The organism is Methylobacterium sp. FW102-HT35C08 (genome assembly GCF_058790235.1).
Map to the genome: position 1 here is coordinate 2,427,745 of NZ_JBYTCL010000002.1, position 16,682 is coordinate 2,444,426.

17 protein-coding genes are annotated in these 16,682 nt (G+C 70.3%); 14 read left to right on the forward strand and 3 right to left on the reverse strand.

Features of this window, described 5'->3' with window-relative positions:
• The first annotated feature begins 95 nt into the window (after positions 1–95).
• The 10 genes from AC3WSN_RS11565 (at position 96) to AC3WSN_RS11610 (ending at position 9,590) form a co-directional block, all read left to right on the forward strand.
• Complete coding sequence (locus AC3WSN_RS11565; RefSeq protein WP_192708830.1) at positions 96–1,013, forward strand: branched-chain amino acid ABC transporter permease; 918 nt, start codon at positions 96–98, stop codon at positions 1,011–1,013.
• A complete protein-coding gene (gene livM / locus AC3WSN_RS11570) occupies positions 1,013–2,407 on the forward strand; it encodes a high-affinity branched-chain amino acid ABC transporter permease LivM (protein WP_192708831.1) in 1,395 nt (464 codons plus the stop codon). Before AC3WSN_RS11565 ends, livM begins: the two co-directional genes overlap by 1 nt.
• A complete protein-coding gene (locus AC3WSN_RS11575; protein WP_492538094.1) occupies positions 2,407–3,294 on the forward strand; it encodes an ABC transporter ATP-binding protein in 888 nt (295 codons plus the stop codon). Before livM ends, AC3WSN_RS11575 begins: the two co-directional genes overlap by 1 nt.
• Positions 3,291–4,088 carry an ABC transporter ATP-binding protein gene (locus AC3WSN_RS11580; RefSeq protein WP_492538096.1) on the forward strand — a complete coding sequence of 266 codons (798 nt, stop codon included), beginning with the start codon at positions 3,291–3,293 and terminating at the stop codon, positions 4,086–4,088. Before AC3WSN_RS11575 ends, AC3WSN_RS11580 begins: the two co-directional genes overlap by 4 nt.
• Before the next feature lie 5 nt (positions 4,089–4,093).
• Positions 4,094–4,462 (forward strand): DUF6867 family protein, encoded by a 369-nt coding sequence (locus tag AC3WSN_RS11585; RefSeq protein WP_192709058.1) that lies wholly within the window; start codon positions 4,094–4,096, stop codon positions 4,460–4,462.
• Positions 4,463–4,512: 50 nt separating this feature from the next.
• On the forward strand, positions 4,513–5,634 hold the full coding sequence (locus AC3WSN_RS11590; protein WP_192708834.1) for a branched-chain amino acid ABC transporter substrate-binding protein: 1,122 nt from the start codon (positions 4,513–4,515) through the stop codon (positions 5,632–5,634).
• A gap of 590 nt (positions 5,635–6,224) precedes the next feature.
• Positions 6,225–7,148: an amino acid ABC transporter substrate-binding protein gene (locus AC3WSN_RS11595; protein WP_492538098.1), complete on the forward strand. Its 924-nt coding sequence runs from the start codon at positions 6,225–6,227 to the stop codon at positions 7,146–7,148.
• 89 nt (positions 7,149–7,237) lie between these two features.
• Positions 7,238–7,960: an amino acid ABC transporter permease gene (locus AC3WSN_RS11600; protein WP_192708836.1), complete on the forward strand. Its 723-nt coding sequence runs from the start codon at positions 7,238–7,240 to the stop codon at positions 7,958–7,960.
• A 56-nt stretch (positions 7,961–8,016) separates the two neighbouring features.
• The gene (locus AC3WSN_RS11605) at positions 8,017–8,709 is read left to right on the forward strand and encodes an amino acid ABC transporter permease (protein ID WP_192708837.1); all 693 of its coding nucleotides are present in this window, start codon (positions 8,017–8,019) and stop codon (positions 8,707–8,709) included.
• A 152-nt stretch (positions 8,710–8,861) separates the two neighbouring features.
• Positions 8,862–9,590 carry an amino acid ABC transporter ATP-binding protein gene (locus tag AC3WSN_RS11610; protein WP_238195621.1) on the forward strand — a complete coding sequence of 243 codons (729 nt, stop codon included), beginning with the start codon at positions 8,862–8,864 and terminating at the stop codon, positions 9,588–9,590.
• A 31-nt stretch (positions 9,591–9,621) separates the two neighbouring features.
• On the opposite strand, the gene AC3WSN_RS11615 is transcribed toward AC3WSN_RS11610, so the two are convergent.
• Positions 9,622–10,641: a DapH/DapD/GlmU-related protein gene (locus AC3WSN_RS11615; protein ID WP_192709060.1), complete on the reverse strand. Its 1,020-nt coding sequence runs from the start codon at positions 10,639–10,641 to the stop codon at positions 9,622–9,624.
• A gap of 201 nt (positions 10,642–10,842) precedes the next feature.
• On the opposite strand from AC3WSN_RS11615, the gene AC3WSN_RS11620 reads away from it, so the two are divergent.
• Positions 10,843–11,310: a molybdenum cofactor biosynthesis protein MoaE gene (locus AC3WSN_RS11620; protein WP_492538101.1), complete on the forward strand. Its 468-nt coding sequence runs from the start codon at positions 10,843–10,845 to the stop codon at positions 11,308–11,310.
• Between the two features lie 6 nt (positions 11,311–11,316).
• Here AC3WSN_RS11620 and AC3WSN_RS11625 read toward each other — a convergent pair whose 3' ends face one another.
• A complete protein-coding gene (locus tag AC3WSN_RS11625) occupies positions 11,317–11,466 on the reverse strand; it encodes a hypothetical protein (protein WP_192708839.1) in 150 nt (49 codons plus the stop codon).
• Between the two features lie 166 nt (positions 11,467–11,632).
• Here AC3WSN_RS11625 and AC3WSN_RS11630 point away from each other — a divergent pair, with 166 nt between their 5' ends.
• On the forward strand, positions 11,633–12,778 hold the full coding sequence (locus tag AC3WSN_RS11630; protein WP_192708840.1) for an AI-2E family transporter: 1,146 nt from the start codon (positions 11,633–11,635) through the stop codon (positions 12,776–12,778).
• Positions 12,779–12,831: 53 nt separating this feature from the next.
• Here AC3WSN_RS11630 and AC3WSN_RS11635 read toward each other — a convergent pair whose 3' ends face one another.
• Positions 12,832–14,064: an amidase gene (locus tag AC3WSN_RS11635; protein ID WP_492538103.1), complete on the reverse strand. Its 1,233-nt coding sequence runs from the start codon at positions 14,062–14,064 to the stop codon at positions 12,832–12,834.
• Positions 14,065–14,175: 111 nt separating this feature from the next.
• Between AC3WSN_RS11635 and AC3WSN_RS11640 the strand changes: the two genes are divergently transcribed.
• Both AC3WSN_RS11640 and AC3WSN_RS11645 read left to right on the forward strand, forming a co-directional pair.
• On the forward strand, positions 14,176–15,162 hold the full coding sequence (locus AC3WSN_RS11640; protein ID WP_492543074.1) for an extensin-like domain-containing protein: 987 nt from the start codon (positions 14,176–14,178) through the stop codon (positions 15,160–15,162).
• A gap of 339 nt (positions 15,163–15,501) precedes the next feature.
• Positions 15,502–16,668: an MFS transporter gene (locus AC3WSN_RS11645; RefSeq protein WP_492538105.1), complete on the forward strand. Its 1,167-nt coding sequence runs from the start codon at positions 15,502–15,504 to the stop codon at positions 16,666–16,668.
• Positions 16,669–16,682: the final 14 nt, after the last annotated feature.

Sequence of the window (16,682 nt, forward strand, 5' to 3'; positions counted from 1 at the left end):
TGGCCGGTTGGCTACGCTTGCGGTACGAGACTTGCGGCGACGATCCGCCCGCGCTCGGCGCGGGCAGCACAAGAAACGAGCGCGCGCGGGAGTCCATGGACGTTTTCGTACAGCAGTTGATCAACGGGCTGACGCTCGGTTCGATCTACGGCCTGATCGCCATCGGCTACACCATGGTGTTCGGCATCATCGGCATGGTGAACTTCGCCCACGGCGACGTCTTCATGGTCTCCTGCTTCATCGCGCTGATCACGTTCCTGCTTTTGACTGTCTGGCTCGGCATCAGCTCCATCGCGCTGGCCTTCCTGGTGGTGCTGGTGGTCGCCATGGTGCTCACCGCGCTGTGGGGCTGGGCGATCGAGCGGGTGGCCTACCGACCCTTGCGCGGCTCGTTCCGGCTGGCGCCGCTGATCTCGGCGATCGGCGTCTCGATCTTCCTGTCGAACTTCGTGCAGGTCGTGCAGGGCGCCCGCAACAAGCCGACGCCGCCGATGCTTTCGGGCGGCATCACCCTGTTCGAGCGGGACGGCTACGCGGTGTTCCTGGCCTGGAAGCAGGTGCTGATCATGGCGGTCACCGCCGTGCTGCTCACCGGCTTCTGGTACCTCGTGCAGCGCACGCCCTTCGGCCGGGCGCAGCGCGCCTGCGAGCAGGACCGCAAGATGGCGGCTCTGCTCGGCATCGACGTCGACCGCACGATCTCGCTGACCTTCGTGCTCGGCGCCGCGCTGGCGGCCGTCGCGGGCGTCCTCTACCTCATGTATTACGGCGTCGTGTCGTTCTCCGACGGGTTCGTGCCCGGCGTGAAGGCCTTCACCGCCGCGGTGCTCGGCGGCATCGGCTCCCTGCCGGGCGCCGTGCTCGGGGGCCTGATCATCGGGCTGATCGAGACCTTCTGGTCCGCCTACTTCTCCATCGAGTACAAGGACGTCGCCGCCTTCTCGATCCTGGCGATCGTGCTGATCTTCATGCCCTCGGGCATCCTGGGCCGGCCCGAGGTCGAGAAAGTCTGATGGCCGGTTCCCAGACTGCGCTCCCGGGCTCCGCGATGGCCGGCATCCTGCGCGATGCTGCCCTCTACGCCCTCGTCACCTTCGGCCTCTGCGTGCCGATCATCGCCTACCGCACCGATCCCGGGCCGGGGAGCGAGCTGGTGCTCGTGCCGCGCTGGGGTCTGGTGGCGGCACTCTGCCTGGCGATTTTCGTCGCCCGCATCGTCCAACGGCTCGTGCTCCTGCGCCGGGACGCCCGGCGGGCGCTGACCCCCTCCCCGGTCCAGGCCACCGAGGCGGTCCACGGCGAGCCCGACGCCGGCCAGAAGACCTCGAAGGTCGGGCTCTACAGTTTCATCGCCGTCGCCCTGACCCTGCCGATCCTCGCGGCGCTCGCCACCGGCGGCCTGTCCTCGGCCCGCTACTGGATCGACCTCGGCATCCTGATCCTCACCTACGTGATGCTCGGCTGGGGCCTGAACATCGTGGTCGGCCTCGCGGGCCTGCTCGACCTCGGCTACGTCGCCTTCTACGCGGTCGGCGCCTATTCCTACGCGCTGCTGTCGACCACCTTCGGCCTGTCGTTCTGGATCTGCCTGCCGCTGGCCGGCCTGTTCGCCGGCCTCTGGGGGATGATCCTCGGCTTCCCGGTGCTGCGCCTGCGCGGCGACTACCTTGCCATTGTGACGCTAGCCTTCGGCGAGATCATCCGCCTCGTCCTGATCAACTGGACCGACGTGACCGGCGGCGGCGCCGGCATCTCGTCGATCCCGCGGGCGACCTTCTTCGGGATCCCGTTCACGGCGGGCGACGACGGGTTCGCGGCCACCTTCGGCATCCCGTACGACTCGATGCACCGGCTCGTCTTCCTGTACTACCTGATCCTCGCGCTCGCGCTGATCACCAACTTCGTCACCCTGCGCCTGCGCCGCCTGCCGATCGGCCGCGCCTGGGAGGCCCTGCGCGAGGACGAGATCGCGTGCCGCTCGCTCGGCATCGACACCACTGCCACGAAGCTCACGGCTTTCGCGCTGGGCGCGGCTTTCGGGGGTGTGGCCGGCTCGTTCTTCGCCGTACGCCAGGGCTTCATCAGCCCGGAGAGCTTCAACTTCCTGGAGAGCGCCATCATCCTGGCGATCGTGGTGCTGGGCGGCATGGGTAGCCAGGTCGGGGTCGCCATCGCCGCGGTGGCGATGGTCGGCGGGCCGGAGATGCTGCGCAACCTCGGCTTCCTGAAGGCCGTGTTCGGCGAGGGCTTCGACCCGAGCGAGTACCGTCTGCTCCTGTTCGGCCTCGCCATGGTGGCCATGATGGTCTGGCGCCCGCGCGGGCTGATCTCGGTGCGGCTGCCCTCGGTGTCGCTCGGCGAGCGTCGCGCCGTCTCGGGCGCCCATGTCAGCGAGGGGCACGGCTGATGGCGACGTCACCCCTCGCCCCGCCGGTGCTCGCGGTCGAGCACCTGACCATGCGGTTCGGCGGTCTGACCGCCGTGTCCGACCTGTCGTTCGAGGCGCGCCGCGGCGACATCACCGCGCTGATCGGGCCGAACGGGGCCGGCAAGACCACGGTGTTCAACTGCATCACCGGCTTCTACAAGCCGACCGAGGGCATGCTGACGCTGTCCCATACGGATGGCACCGCGCACCTGCTGGAGCGGCTGCCCAACCACAAAGTGAACCGCACCGCGCGGGTGGCCCGCACCTTCCAGAACATCCGCCTGTTCCAGGGCATGACCGTGCTGGAGAACCTGCTGGTCGCCCAGCACGCGCCGCTGATGCGCGCCTCGGGCTACACGATCCTGGGGCTCCTCGGCCTCAAGGCCTACCGGGACGCGCAAGGAGCCGCGATCGAGCGCGCCAAGGCGTGGCTCGACCGGATCGACCTGATGAAGCGCGCCGACGACCCGGCCGGCGCCCTGCCCTACGGCGCGCAAAGGCGCCTGGAGATCGCCCGGGCAATGTGCACCGACCCGGTGCTGCTCTGCCTCGACGAGCCGGCCGCCGGCCTCAACCCGCGGGAATCGGCCGAGCTGAACGGCCTCCTGCGCCACATCCGCGACGAGCACGACACCTCGGTGCTGCTGATCGAGCACGACATGTCGGTGGTGATGGAGATCTCCGACCACGTGGTCGTGCTCGATTACGGCGTGAAGATCGCCGACGGCTCCCCCGCCGAGGTCCGGGCCGACCCGAAGGTGATCGCCGCCTATCTCGGCGTCGAGGACGAGGAGGTCGAGGCCGTGGAGGCCGAGGTCGGGATCACCGTGCCGCACGCCGACGCCCAGACGGGAGCCCCGGCATGAGTGTCGCCGGCATCAACGTCCTGGTCGAGGAGACCCGGGCGATCCAGGCGGGGGCCAAGCCGCCGCTCCTCGCGGTGCGCGACGTCTCGACCTATTACGGCAGCGTCGCGGCCCTGCGCGGGGTCGATCTCGACGTCGCCGAGGGCGAGATCGTCACGCTGATCGGCGCCAACGGCGCCGGCAAGTCGACCCTGATGATGACGATCTTCGGCAGCCCCCAGGCGCGCTCGGGGACGATCACCTATGACGGGCGCGACATCACCCGGATGCCGACCCACGCCATCGCCCGCCTCGGCATCGCCCAGTCGCCGGAGGGCCGCCGGGTCTTCCCGCGGATGAGTGTCTACGAGAACCTCCAGATGGGCGCCGCGCTCCACGACGGGCGCTTCTTCGCCGAGGATCTGGAGAAGGTCTGCGTCCTGTTCCCGCGGGTGAAGGAGCGCCTGAACCAGCGCGCCGGCACCATGTCGGGCGGCGAGCAGCAGATGCTGGCCATCGCCCGGGCGCTGATGAGCCGTCCGCGGCTGCTGCTCCTCGACGAGCCGTCGCTCGGCCTCGCGCCGCTGGTGGTGAAGGGCATCTTCGACGCGATCCGCGAGCTGAACCGGACCGACGGCATGACGATCTTCCTCGTGGAGCAGAACGCCTACCACGCCCTGAAGCTCGCCCATCGCGGCTACGTGCTGGTCAACGGCCGGGTGACCATGAGCGGCACCGGGCGCGCGCTCTTGGACGATCCGAACGTCAAGGCCGCCTATCTGGAGGGGGGCCATGCCGGCCCGGTCGGGGCATGAGCGTGCTGCAGGGGATCCTGTACGAGGAGCCGTCGGCCTGGCTGTTCCTGCTCGTGACCGTCGTGATGGGCGGCTGGGCCGGCTGGATGGCGGCCCGCGGCATCGCCCGGGGCTGGCGGCCGTTCTCGCACTGCGCCCTGGCGCTGCTCCTGGTGGCGGCTGCCGTGCGCTTCATCCACTACGCCCTGTTTTCGGGCACGCTGCTGTCGCTGCACTACTATGCGGTCGACGCAGCCGTCGTCATGATCATCGGCGCGGCGGGCTTCCGCTACACGCGGACGCGCCAGATGACGAGCCAGTACCGCTGGCTCTACGAGAAGACCTCACCGCTGACCTGGCGTGCACGGGCGCCCGCGGCGGGCGAGGTCCGATGAGTGCGGCCGGATCCGCACGTGCGGTCCTGACACTAAAGGGGAAGTACGCGATGAGATCGATTCTGCTGGCCGGGCTCGCCCTCGGCGCGATGGTGGCGGCCGCGCAGGCCGCCGAGGTCAAGCTCGGCGTCGCCGCGCCGATCACCGGCAACAGCGCCGCCATTGGCGCGCAGCTCAAGAACGGGGCCAGCCAGGCGGTCGAGGACCTCAACAAGGCCGGCACCCTCAAGGGCACGACGCTCACCGTTACGGTCGGCGACGACGCCTCCGACCCGAAGCAGGGCGTCTCGGTGGCCAACAAGTTCGCCAGCGAAGGCGTGAAGATGGTCGTCGGCGACTACAATTCCGGCGTGTCGATCCCGGCCTCCGACGTCTACCTCGATGCCGGCATCATCCAGGTCACCCCCGCCTCGACGAACGTGAAGTTCACCGAGCGCGGCATGTGGAACACGTTCCGCACCTGCGGCCGCGACGACCAGCAGGGCGCGGTGGCCGGCACCTACCTGGCCGAGCACTTCAAGGGCAAGAAGATCGCCTTCGTCCACGACAAGACCCCCTACGGCAAGGGCCTCGCCGACGAGACCCTGAAGGCGCTCAAGGCCAAGGGCGGCAAGGAGGCGATGTACGAGGGCATCAACCCGGGCGAGAAGGATTATTCCGCGCTCGTGTCTAAGCTGAAGTCGGCCAACGTCGATGTCGTCTATTTCGGCGGCTACTACACCGAGGCCGGGCTGATCCTCCGCCAGATGCGCGACCAGGGCCTCAAGGCGCCGATGATGGGCGGCGACGGCATGGTCGACCGCGAGCTCGTGGCGATCGCGGGTCCGGCCGCCGAGGGCACGCTGACCACCTTCCCGCCGGACGCCCGCAAGAACCCGAACGCCAAGGGCGCGCTGGCCGCCTTCAAGGCCAAGAACATCGACCCCGAGGGCTACACCCTCTACTCGTACGCGGCCGTTCAGGTCCTGGCCAAGGCCATGGCCGAGACCGGCTCCAGCGACGGCAAGAAGCTCGCCGAGTGGCTGCACCAGGGCAAGGCGGTAGACACGGTGGTCGGCCCGATCGCCTACGACAAGAAGGGCGACATCACCAGGCCCGACTACGTCATGTACGAGTGGAAGAAGGGCGCCGACGGCAAGATCGACTACAGCGGCAACGAGCTGACGAAGTAAGCCGCACGGGCCGCGACCACCGTCATTCCGGGACGCCGCAGGCGGATCCGGAATCCAGACCCGCCGTCATCGCCAGGGCTTGGCGCGCCGGCGGCCATGGATCCCGGGTTCCGCTGCGCGGCCCCGGGATGACGGGGTGGTCGTTTGGTCCGATCACGCGCCAACCGAATAAGTGAAGTTCCGGGATCGGTGAGTCTCGGCACGCTGTCGTTCTGTAAGTCTCAAGCCGTTTTCGCCTCGCAGGACTGTGCGGGGCGGCACTGTCGTTTTCTATGCCGTGGATTCGTCAGCCAAGTTGGCGGATCGGTCCTCTACACCGCGTGCGTACGCCTAAGAAGTGTGCATGATGCCGGCGGCGCGGGCGATGGGCCGGCTCGACGCCTGGGAGGAGGCCATGAGGACGGCGGGGATCGCGTCTGCGGACGTGCGCACGAGCTTGGCCGCGCCCTCTCCGTACTCGGCCGCAGCGCCGCGCGGCCCCTCGACCTGTCTCCCGGCACCATCATTGCAAAGGCGTCGCCCGAGCGGGCGGGCCCGCGTGCGCCGCCGCCAGCCGACACCGTTCGGCCTGATCCAGGAGTTCCGTACCGATGCAGTCTGATTTCACTCGCCGCGGCGTTGCCGCGGCGCTGGGCCTGACCTTCGCCCTGGCCCCGATGGGCCTGCAGGCGCAGGAGCTGACCGGCACCCTCAAGAAGGTGAAGGATTCCAACGCCATCGTCATCGGCTACCGTGACGCGTCCGTGCCGTTCTCGTATCTCGGCGGCGACCAGAAGCCGGTCGGCTACGCGATGGACATCTGCTTCAAGATCGCCGACGCCGTGAAGGCCAAGCTCAACCTCCCGAACCTCGAGGTGAAGCTGAACCCGGTCACCTCCGCCACCCGCATCCCGCTGATGGCGAACGGCACCATCGACCTCGAGTGTGGCTCGACCACCAACAATGCCGAGCGCGAGAAGCAGGTGTGGTTCACCAACTCGCACTTCCTGACCGCGACCCGCTACGTCTCGAAGAAGTCGGCCAACCTGCACACGATCGAGGACCTGAAGGGCAAGACCGTCGTGTCGACCTCGGGCACCACGAACATCAAGCAGATCAACGAGGCCAACACGGAGCGGAAGCTCGGCCTGACGATCCTGCCGGCCAAGGACCACGCCGAGGCGTTCCTGATGGTCGAGACCGGCCGCGCCGCCGCCTTCGTGATGGATGACGTGCTGCTCGCCTCGCTCGCCGCCTCGTCGAAGGACCCGTCGGCCTACGAGATCTCCACCGAGGCCCTGTCGAAGCCCGAGCCCTACGGCATCATGCTGCGCAAGGACGACACGGAGTTCAAGAAGGTCGCGGACGACGCCACCGCCAAGCTCTACACGAGCGCCGAGGGCAAGGCCCTCTACGACAAGTGGTTCACCAAGCCGATCCCGCCGCGCAACATCAACCTCAACCTGCCGATGAGCGCGGAGATGAAGAAGCAGTTCACGACGCCGATCTCCAGCCCCGATCCGGCAGCCTACTGAGATCCGTTCGGTACGGTTTCATGCCATGATGCGCACCGCGGGCTCCGGCCTGCGGTGCGTCTCTATAAGTTCACAGTAGAAGCGGCGCGATGAACTACAACTGGAACTGGCGGATCTTCTTCGACGCCTCGCCGGAGGGCAACGGCACGTATCTCGACATGCTGCTCTCGGGGCTCATGTGGACGATCACGACCGCGCTCTGCTCCTGGGTGATCGCCTTCTTCCTGGGGTCCCTGATCGGCGTGCTGCGGACCCTGCCGTCGAAGCCCGCGAACGCCATCGGCACCGCCTACGTGGAAGTGTTCCGCAACGTGCCGCTGCTGGTGCAGATGTTCCTCTGGTACTTCGTGCTGCCCGAAGTGGTCCCGACCCGGATCGGCGACGCGATCAAGCAATTGCCCGACGCGCCGTTCTACACGGCGGTGGTCTGCCTCGGCTTCTTCACCGCCTCGCGCGTCGCCGAGCAGGTCCGCGCCGGCATCCAGTCGCTGCCGCGGGGCCAGCGCATGGCCGGCACCGCCATGGGCTTCACGACCTACCAGACCTACCGCTACGTCCTGCTGCCCAACGCCTACCGGATCATCCTGCCGCCGATGACCTCGGAATTCCTCAACAACCTGAAGAACACGTCGGTGGCGCTGACCATCGGCCTCCTCGAGCTGACCGCCCGCGCGCGCTCGATGCAGGAATTCTCCTTCCAGGTGTTCGAGGCGTTCACGGCGGCGACGATCCTCTACGTGATCATCAACCTCGTGGTCGTCACGGCGGCGACCTTCCTGGAGAAGGCGGTGACGATCCCCGGCCAGCGCTGACGGCCACCCGCTTCCGCCCCGCCACCCCGCCCGACGGCCACCGGTAACAGGCCCCGATGCTCTCGAATTTCGATTTCTCCGTCATCGTCTCGTCCCTGCCCTACCTGTTCGGTCAGGGCATGGTCTTCACCGTGACGCTCACCGCCATGGCGGCCGTGGGCGGCGTGATCATCGGCACGCTTCTGGCGATGGCGCGGCTCTCGGGTATCCCCGGCGTCAGCCATCTCGCCAAGGGCTATGTCGAGCTGTGCCGCTCGCTGCCCCTCGTGCTGGTGATCTTCTGGTTCTACTTCCTGGTGCCGTATATCGGCGCCTACGTGACCGGATCGACGACGCCGATCCAGGTGGGCGCCTTCCCGTCGGCGCTGATCACCTTCATGGCCTTCGAGGCCGCCTACTTCTCGGAGATCATGCGGGCGGGCATCCAGTCGATCCCGAAGGGGCAGACCGCCGCCGCGCAGGCACTGGGGATGAACTACTGGCAGACCATGGGCAACGTCGTCCTGCCCCAGGCCTTCCGCAACATGCTGCCGCTGCTGCTGACCCAGACCATCGTGCTGTTCCAGGACACGTCCCTGGTCTACGTCCTGTCGCTCACAGACTTCATGGGCGCCGCCTCGAAGGTGGCCCAGCGCGACGGCCGTCTCGTCGAGATGTATATCTTCGCGGCCGTGGTCTATTTTGCGATCTGCTTCTCGGCCTCGTTCCTGGTGCGCCGCCTGCAGCGCCGCGTGGCCATCATCCGCTGACCGACACTGGAGACCGTGTCATGACCTCGTCCCCGATGCCGGCCCCCACCGCCGCCGAACCCGTCGTCGATGCGGCCCACGCGCCGAAGGATGCCGGCCTACAGTCCGGCAGTCTGATCTCCGGCGCGCCCGTCGCGGCGCCCGGCGAGACGATGATCGCCATCGACAACATCAGCAAATGGTACGGCGACTTCCAAGTGCTGACCAACTGCACCACGAAGGTCGCCAAGGGCGAGGTCGTGGTCGTCTGCGGCCCGTCGGGCTCCGGCAAGTCGACCCTGATCAAGTGCGTCAACGCCCTGGAGCCGTTCCAGAAGGGCCAGATCACGGTGGCGGGCACCAAGGTCGCCGACAAGGCGACCAACCTGCCGAAGCTCCGCTCCCGGGTCGGCATGGTGTTCCAGCACTTCGAGCTGTTCCCGCACCTGTCGATCACCGAGAACCTCACCATCGCCCAGCGCAAGGTTCTTGGCCGCGGCGCCGAGGACGCGAAGAAGCGCGGCCTCGACCTGCTCGCCCGGGTCGGCCTCGGCGCGCACGCGAACAAGTTCCCGGGCCAGCTCTCGGGCGGCCAGCAGCAGCGCGTGGCGATCGCCCGGGCGCTCGCCATGAACCCGGTGGTGATGCTGTTCGACGAGCCGACCTCGGCGCTCGACCCCGAGATGGTCGGGGAAGTGCTCGACGTGATGGTGGAACTCGCCAAGGAGGGCATGACCATGATGGTCGTGACCCACGAGATGGGCTTCGCCCGCAAGGTCGCCGACCGGGTGATCTTCATGGATCGCGGCGAGATCGTCGAGGACGCCCGGAAGGACGAGTTCTTCGGCAGCCCCCGCTCCGAGCGCGCCCAGACCTTCCTGTCGAAGATCCTGCAGCACTGAGGGCGGCGGGAGAGCCGAGGACGGCCGGGCGCTAGGCAAGCGCCTCCTGCGCGGCCCGGTATTCACGACCGTGCTGGCAATAGCCCTCGACGATGCGGATCATCATCGCGCGCTTCTCGGCATCGAGGGGCGCGAGGATCCGTGCAGGGCGGCCGCCCCAGAGATAGCCGGCCTCCAGGATCTGGCCGGGATCGGTGGTGGCGCCGGCCGCCAGCATGACGTCGTCGGCGATCAGGGTGCCGGACGTGATGCTCGCGCCGATGCCGATCAGGGAGCGCGCGCCGATCCGGCAATCGGTCATGCGGACATTGTGGGCGATCGTCGTGTCCCGCCCGATCACGACGCCCTCGCCCCGGGTGCGGATCACCGTGTTGTCCTGGATGTTGGTGTCGGCGCCGACCACGATCGGGCCGACCTCGGCGTTGAGATCGCAGCAGAACAGCACGCTCGTGCCAGCCCCCAGGCTGACGCGCCCGCGCAGATGGGCGGTGCGCGCCACGAACACGCTGGCCTCGATCTCGGGCGCCTCTCCGGCCGGGAGCGCGGGACCGTCTCCCATCCGCTCGCGCAGCCGCTCGGCGCGCTCGGCGACCTCGTCCGGCCCCACCGGCCGGCTCTGCCGCGCGGGGCTGCCGGCATAGGCGTGGCCGCCGGCCAGGTTCGCCCGCGGGAAGACGGTCGAACCCGCCTCGATCACCGTCCCGTCGCCGATCGTCGCGCCGTCGAGGATCACCACGTCGTCCTCGATCACCACGTCGGAGCCGACCGTGCAGGCATGCACGACGCTGTTGCGCCCGACCGTCACCCGGTCGCCGACCTGCGTCCCCTGCGCGAAGGTGGCGATGTGGACGGTCGAGCGGTGGCCGAGCCAGAAGCGGTCCCCCAGGACGACGCTCTGCCCGTCGGCCCGGATCACCGCCTCGTCGCCGATCCAGGCTTGCGCGCCGATCCGGGCCGCGCCGATCACCGTGCTGCCGCGGCCGCACCAGACGGGTCGGCTGGCGAAATCGGGCTGGACGCCGTCGTAGGGCAGGATCAGGTCGGGGGTCACACGGGTATCCTTCTCCACCGCCGGCCGGATCACGCGCGGTGATCCGGACAACCGCGCACAACGCACCGGACACGCGGCGACCGCATGGGACGGCGTCCTGCGGCGCGGCAGGGCGCGGCAGACCGTGTCATATAGGGGCACGGCCCGGCGTGACAGGCGCGGGGCTGGCCCGCAAAGCCGCGAAAACCTATGGATCGCACCATGAGCGCGACCGTTCCGAGCATCGACATCCAGGCCGAGCCCTTCGACACCGCGGCCGAGATCGCCCGGATCGGTGCCGAACTCGGCGGTCGCGCCGGCGCCGTCGTGACCTTCACGGGCATGTGCCGAGACGAGGACGGGCGCCTGGCGGCGCTCGAACTGGAGCATTATCCCGGCATGGCCGAGGCGGAGATCCTCCGGGTCGCCGAGGAGGCCGTGGCGCGCTGGCCGCTCCAGGCCCTGCGGGTGATCCACCGGCACGGGCGCGTGCGCCCGGGCGACGGAATCGTGCTGGTGGTCACCGCCTCCAGCCACCGGGTCGCCGCCTTCGAGGCGGCGGACTTCCTGATGGACTACCTCAAGACCCGCGCCCCGTTCTGGAAGCGCGAGCACTTGGCCGACGGAACCACCGGCGGCTGGGTCGCGGCGACCGCTCAGGACGATGCGGCGGCCGGCCGGTGGGGCTGAGGCCGCCTACACGATCAGGGCGTTCAGCAGCACGGCCACGGCCGCGCCGGCGACCGCGATACCCAGGATGATGACGCTGCTGAGCTGGTCGCCGTTATCGACGGTCCGGCCGGGGCCGAGGGAGCGGGTCGGGGTCTCGCCGTACGGGCTGCTCATGTCGGGCTCTCCTGAGGGGCCGGCCCCCATCGGGCCGGTCGTCACGCGGGCGGACAACGCGCGACGGGCCGTCCGGTCCCGCCGCCGCTGCGCACAGGCCGCGCGCTGACCGCACTTGACCCCGGCGGGTCCGCGGCGTTCGTGAGCCCGCTGCGCAGGAGCGATGATGTCAGACGGAAAGATTCAGGATTTCGAAGGCCCGGTCGGGCCCTGGCGCGGCGTGGCGCCGCTCGCCGTGTCGGGCATCGCGGTCGTCTGCTTCGTGGCGGCGCTGGCGCTCGCCTGGATGTCGGTGGGCACGCTCCTGCTGATCTTCGCCGGCGTGCTCCTCGGGGTCTTCCTCGACGGCCTGACGCGCGGGCTCGGCCGCGTTTTGCCCCTGCCCCGCGGCGTGCGGCTGACCATCGCCAGCCTTGCGGTCGCGGTCGCGGTGATCGGCTTCGCCAGCTACGGCGGCGCCACGATCGTGCAGCAGGGGCGCGACCTCGGCACGACGATCAAGGATCAGGCCGGCACGGTGACCGGCTGGCTCGCCGAGCGCGGCATCGACGTTCCGAACCTGTCGCAGCAGGGCGGCGGAAAGGACGGCTCGACGGAATCCAGCCAGCGCGAGGGCGGCCTCGGCGGCCTCGCCAACGGATTGCTCAAGGGCGGCAGCTCGTTTGTCTCCGACGCGGGCAGCGTCCTGGGCCCGGCGGCCACGGTGATCCTCGGGCTGTTCGACGCGCTGGGCAACGTCCTGGTGATCGCCTTCCTCGGGCTCGCCTTCGCGGCCGATCCGAAGGCCTACCGCGACGGGGCGGTCCGGTTCGTGCCGCCGCAGGGGCGCTGGCGGGCGACGCAGGTCCTTGATGGGGCCGGCGAGACCCTGCGGCACTGGCTGTTCGGCCAGCTGATCATCATGGCGGTGATATTCGTGTGCACCTGGGCGGGTCTGGCCTTCCTGGGGATCGGCGGGGCGCTGATCCTGGGGCTTCAGGCGGGCCTGCTCGCCTTCGTGCCCACGGTCGGGCCGCTGGTGGCGGGCATCGTGATCGTGCTCGCCGCCCTCGCCTCGGGTACCAAGGCGGTGATCGGCGCCGTGGGCGTGTACCTCGCGGTGCAGTGCCTGGAGAGCTACGGCCTGACGCCGTTCATCCAGAAGCGGGCGCTGGACATCCCGCCGGCGACGATCTTCGCCGGGCAGCTGATCCTGGGCGTGATCTTCGGCCTGTGGGGGATCGCCCTCGCCCTGCCGCTGATGGCGGTGATCAAGGTCCTGCTGGAGCAGCTCTACGTGGAGGACACCCTCCACGAGCAGCCGAGCAGCTGAGCGCCGTCGTTCCGGGCTCCGCTTCGCGGTCGCGGAATGACGTGCGCGGCCGGTCAGCCGCGCAGGGCGTCCTCGATCATCCGGGCGACCGCCAGGGCCCGGCCGTCATCGCCGAATCGGCCGATCACCTGCACGCCCACCGGCAGCCGATGGCCCGGCACCGGCACGTTCACGCACGGCACGCCCATCAGCGTCCAGAGCTGGTTGAAGCGGGGATCGCCGGTGAAGGCGAGCGTCGCGGGCGCCGGGCCGGGGGCCGAGAAGGTCAGGATCGCGTCGTAATCCGTGAACAGGCTCTTGAGCACCCGCCGGGCGCGATGGGCGTGGCGACGGGCATCGTCGTATTGGGCGGGGCTGAACGCCTCGCCCGCATCGAGATGCTCCCGGACCCGCGGCGGCAGCGCGTCGGCCTGGGTGTCGTACTCCCAGGCGAGCGCCAGCCGGCCCTCGTAGTTCTGGATGATCCGGTGGCGCTCCCAGGCCTGCGCCAGCTCGGCCGGCAGCGCGAGGTCCGTGACCCGCGCCCCCGCCCGCTCGGCCGCCTGCCGGGCCTGCGCCAGGGCGGCCTCGGCGTCGGGCTCAGGGGCCTCGGCGAAATCCTGGCGCACGAGACCGATGCGGGGCGCCGAGCCGGCCTCGGCGCCGTCGATCTCCGGCCGGCCGGTCACCAGCGCCAGGGCGTGGGCGACGTCCGCGACCCCGGCGGCGAACAGGCCGACCGTGTCGAGCGCCCAGGAATAGGTCTTCACCCCCACGGTCGGGATCAGCCGGAACGACGGCTTCACCGCCGCGCAGCCGCAATAGCTCGCCGGCCGGATCACCGAGCCCGCCGTCTGCGTGCCCAGGGCCAGGGGCAGCATCCCGGCCCCGACGGCGGCGGCCGAACCCGCCGAGGAGCCGCCCGGGGTGTGGCCGGGATCGTGCGGGTTGACCGTCTCGGTCGGGTCGCTGCTGGCGAAGGCCGTGGTGGTCGTCTTGGCGAGCGCGACGGCGCCGAGCCGCTTCAGCCGGCTGACCACGGCGGAGTCGCCCCGGGGCGTCCAGCCCGCGTAGATCGACGAGCCCATCTGGCTCGGCAGGCCGGCGCTGTCGATGATGTCCTTCACGCCGACCGCGATGCCGGCGAGGGGGCCGGCCTCCGGGATCGCGGGCGCCGGATCGAGGGTGACAAGGGCGTGCAGGTCCGGCTCCCGCGCGGCGATCGCGGCGCGACACAGGTCGATCGCGCCCGCGGGCGTCAGGGTGCCGGCTGCGATGCGGGCGCGAAGGTCGAGGAGCGAAAGCATAATGCATTCAGTCCGCGGTCCGGCGCGCTGTCAACCGAGCCGCCACAGGCCGCGTCATTCCAAAAACGCCGTTGACGAACGCTTTACGCGAAAGTGCGCATCGTCCGTGTCATGTGGCGTGGCGTATCCCTGTTCTCGGCCCTGGCGCTGTTCGGCGCGGGCCTCACCGCGTGCTCGATCAACCGTTTCGAGCGACGCGACCCGTGGCGCGATCAGGCGGAGCAGGTCTGCCTGGCCAAGAAGCTCGTCGAGCCGTCGGAGTTCATCACGCCCATTGCGGCGATGGACGGTCCGGGACCCTGCGGGATGCAGCAGCCCTTCCGGGTGACGCGGCTCGCCGGCGGTTCCGTGGTGCTGAAGCAGCGGATGACGCTCGGCTGCCCGGCGCTGGCCGAGGCCGAGGCGTGGCTCGCCGATACGATCCAGCCGGCCGCCAACCTCTATTTCGGCGTGCCCGTGGCCGAGATCAACGCCGGCTCCTATTCCTGCCGCGGCCGCAACAACCAGCCCGGCGCCAAGCTCTCCGAGCACGGCTTCGGCAATGCCATCGACGTGATGTCGATCAAGCTCGCCGACGGTCACGTGATCACCGTCAAGGGCGGCTGGCGCGGCACGGAAGCCGAGCAGGGCTTCCTGCGCGAGATCTTCCTCGGCGCCTGCCAGCGCTTCACCACGGTGCTGGCGCCCGGCTCGAACGTCTTCCACTACGATCACATTCACGTGGACCTCGCCCGGCACGACCCGCGCGGGCTGAAGCGGATCTGCCAGCCGCTGATCAAGTTCACGCCGCAGCTCGGCACCGGCGTCGAGCGGCCCTTGTCCCGCCCGGTCCCGCCCCCGCGCCAGCCGGCCGCCCCGCAGGCGCCCGTGGATGTCGAGGAGGACGATCCGTACGGCGTCTCGCCGATGTCGCGGGCCGCGAGCCCGACCCAGGTCGCCCGCGCCCCGTCACGCCTGCCGGCGGCCTCGGCCTACACCTCGGCGCCCCCGGCCCGGCCGGCGCCGCGGGTCGCGACGGTCGCCCCCGAGGAACCCGAGGAGGTGTCCGACGAGCCGCTTCAGCTCGGCGCGCCGCCGAGCACCGGGCCGATCTACTGAGAGCCGCGACCGTCCGGGTTTCGATACGCCTCGCGAGCGGGGCGCGTGCTGGCGAGCTGCGATAAGGTGCGTCTGTCCCATCCTCGCCCTCATCCTGAGGTGCCGGAGCGCAGCGGAGGCCTCGAAGGAGGCTTCCAGGGATCGCGCGGCTGGCTGGAACCCTCCTTCGAGGCGGCTTCGCCGCACCTCAGGATGAGGCCGCGGAGGGGATGATGCGACCGGGCGCAGTAACCGGCTTCCTGCCGTTGGCCGTCCCCACGTGATCGGGAACGGCCCTCAGGACGCAGACCGGCTTCGAGACACTGACGCCCACCGGCCCTGCAATGCTACGCTCCGTGCATGCGGGCGGGGGTGAACAGGGCGGGACGGCGCGGCGGGCTTGCCCGCTTCCTGCTCCTGTACGCAGCGCTCTACGGGGCCTATGGCGGCCTGTCGCCGATCCTTCCGGCGTTCCTGGCGGCGCGCGGCCTGGATCCCGGCGCGATCGGCGTCCTGCTCGCCGCCGCGGGCGCCCTGCGCCTCGTGATCGGCCCGCTGGCCGGGTCGGTCGCGGACCGGCGCGGCGCGGGCCGTCCGATCCTGGCGGCGAGCCTCGCGCTGGCGGGCCTGGCCACCCTGGCCCATCTCCCGGGCACCGGGTTCGCCCAGCTGATCGGCCCGTCCCTCCTCTACGCGGCGGGGACGGCCGCCCCGGCGCCGCTGGCCGACGCGCTCGCGCTCGCCGCCGCGCGGGGCGGGACCGCGTTCCAGTACGGCTGGGTCCGCGCCGCCGGCTCGGCCGCCTTCATCGTCGGGACCGGCGCCGCGGGCTGGCTGATCGGGATCGTGGATCTCGCCGCCGCCCTGGCGGCGAGCGGAATCCTGTTCCTGGCCGCCGCCGCGGCGGCGCTGGCCTTGCCGGCGGTGTCGGCCGCGCCGGTCGAGACCCGGCCGCTGCTGCGCGGTTTCGCCGACCTGGTCCGTCGCCCGCGCTTCCGCCGCACCGTGCTGGCGGCCGCCCTGGTGATCGGCGCCCACGCCCTGCATGACGGCTTCGCCATGATCCTGTGGCGCGCGTCCGGGATCGGGGCCGGCACGGCCGGCCTGCTCTGGTCGGTGTCGGTGGCGGCCGAGGTGCTGGTCTTCCTGCTGGTCGGGCCGCTCCTGCTGGCGCGGATCGGGCTCCCGGCCGGCGTCGCGGTGGCGGCCTGCGCCGGCGCGCTGCGCTGGGCGGTGCTGGGCTCGACCGTCGCCGTGCCGTGGCTGGCCGCCGCGGAGGCGCTGCACGGCTTGAGCTTCGCCCTGCTGCACCTCGCCTGCCTCGGCCTGATCGAGGAATCGACGCCGTCCCACCTGCGCGCGACCGCGCTCGCGCTCTACGGCACCTTCGGCCTCGGCCTGTCGGGCGTGCTGGCGACCCTGGCCTCCGGGGCGCTCTACGGATCCTTCGGCGCCCGGGCCTTTTGGGCGATGGCCGCCCTGAGCCTCGCCGCCTTGCCGCTGGTCCCCGGGTTGCGGCGTCGCTGAGGCGGGGGGTTCTT

Excerpts from the sequence above, each read along its gene's own strand:
- AC3WSN_RS11565 (WP_192708830.1), top strand. The coding sequence starts at position 96 with ATGGACGTTTTCGTACAGCAGTTGATCAACGGGCTGACGCTCGGTTCG.
- livM (WP_192708831.1), top strand. The coding sequence starts at position 1,013 with ATGGCCGGTTCCCAGACTGCGCTCCCGGGCTCCGCGATGGCCGGCATC.
- AC3WSN_RS11575 (WP_492538094.1), top strand. The coding sequence starts at position 2,407 with ATGGCGACGTCACCCCTCGCCCCGCCGGTGCTCGCGGTCGAGCACCTG.
- AC3WSN_RS11580 (WP_492538096.1), top strand. The coding sequence starts at position 3,291 with ATGAGTGTCGCCGGCATCAACGTCCTGGTCGAGGAGACCCGGGCGATC.
- AC3WSN_RS11590 (WP_192708834.1), top strand. The coding sequence starts at position 4,513 with ATGAGATCGATTCTGCTGGCCGGGCTCGCCCTCGGCGCGATGGTGGCG.
- AC3WSN_RS11595 (WP_492538098.1), top strand. The coding sequence starts at position 6,225 with ATGCAGTCTGATTTCACTCGCCGCGGCGTTGCCGCGGCGCTGGGCCTG.
- AC3WSN_RS11600 (WP_192708836.1), top strand. The coding sequence starts at position 7,238 with ATGAACTACAACTGGAACTGGCGGATCTTCTTCGACGCCTCGCCGGAG.
- AC3WSN_RS11605 (WP_192708837.1), top strand. The coding sequence starts at position 8,017 with ATGCTCTCGAATTTCGATTTCTCCGTCATCGTCTCGTCCCTGCCCTAC.
- AC3WSN_RS11610 (WP_238195621.1), top strand. The coding sequence starts at position 8,862 with ATGATCGCCATCGACAACATCAGCAAATGGTACGGCGACTTCCAAGTG.
- AC3WSN_RS11620 (WP_492538101.1), top strand. The coding sequence starts at position 10,843 with ATGAGCGCGACCGTTCCGAGCATCGACATCCAGGCCGAGCCCTTCGAC.
- AC3WSN_RS11625 (WP_192708839.1), bottom strand. The coding sequence starts at position 11,466 with ATGAGCAGCCCGTACGGCGAGACCCCGACCCGCTCCCTCGGCCCCGGC.
- AC3WSN_RS11630 (WP_192708840.1), top strand. The coding sequence starts at position 11,633 with ATGTCAGACGGAAAGATTCAGGATTTCGAAGGCCCGGTCGGGCCCTGG.
- AC3WSN_RS11635 (WP_492538103.1), bottom strand. The coding sequence starts at position 14,064 with ATGCTTTCGCTCCTCGACCTTCGCGCCCGCATCGCAGCCGGCACCCTG.
- AC3WSN_RS11640 (WP_492543074.1), top strand. The coding sequence starts at position 14,176 with ATGTGGCGTGGCGTATCCCTGTTCTCGGCCCTGGCGCTGTTCGGCGCG.
- AC3WSN_RS11645 (WP_492538105.1), top strand. The coding sequence starts at position 15,502 with ATGCGGGCGGGGGTGAACAGGGCGGGACGGCGCGGCGGGCTTGCCCGC.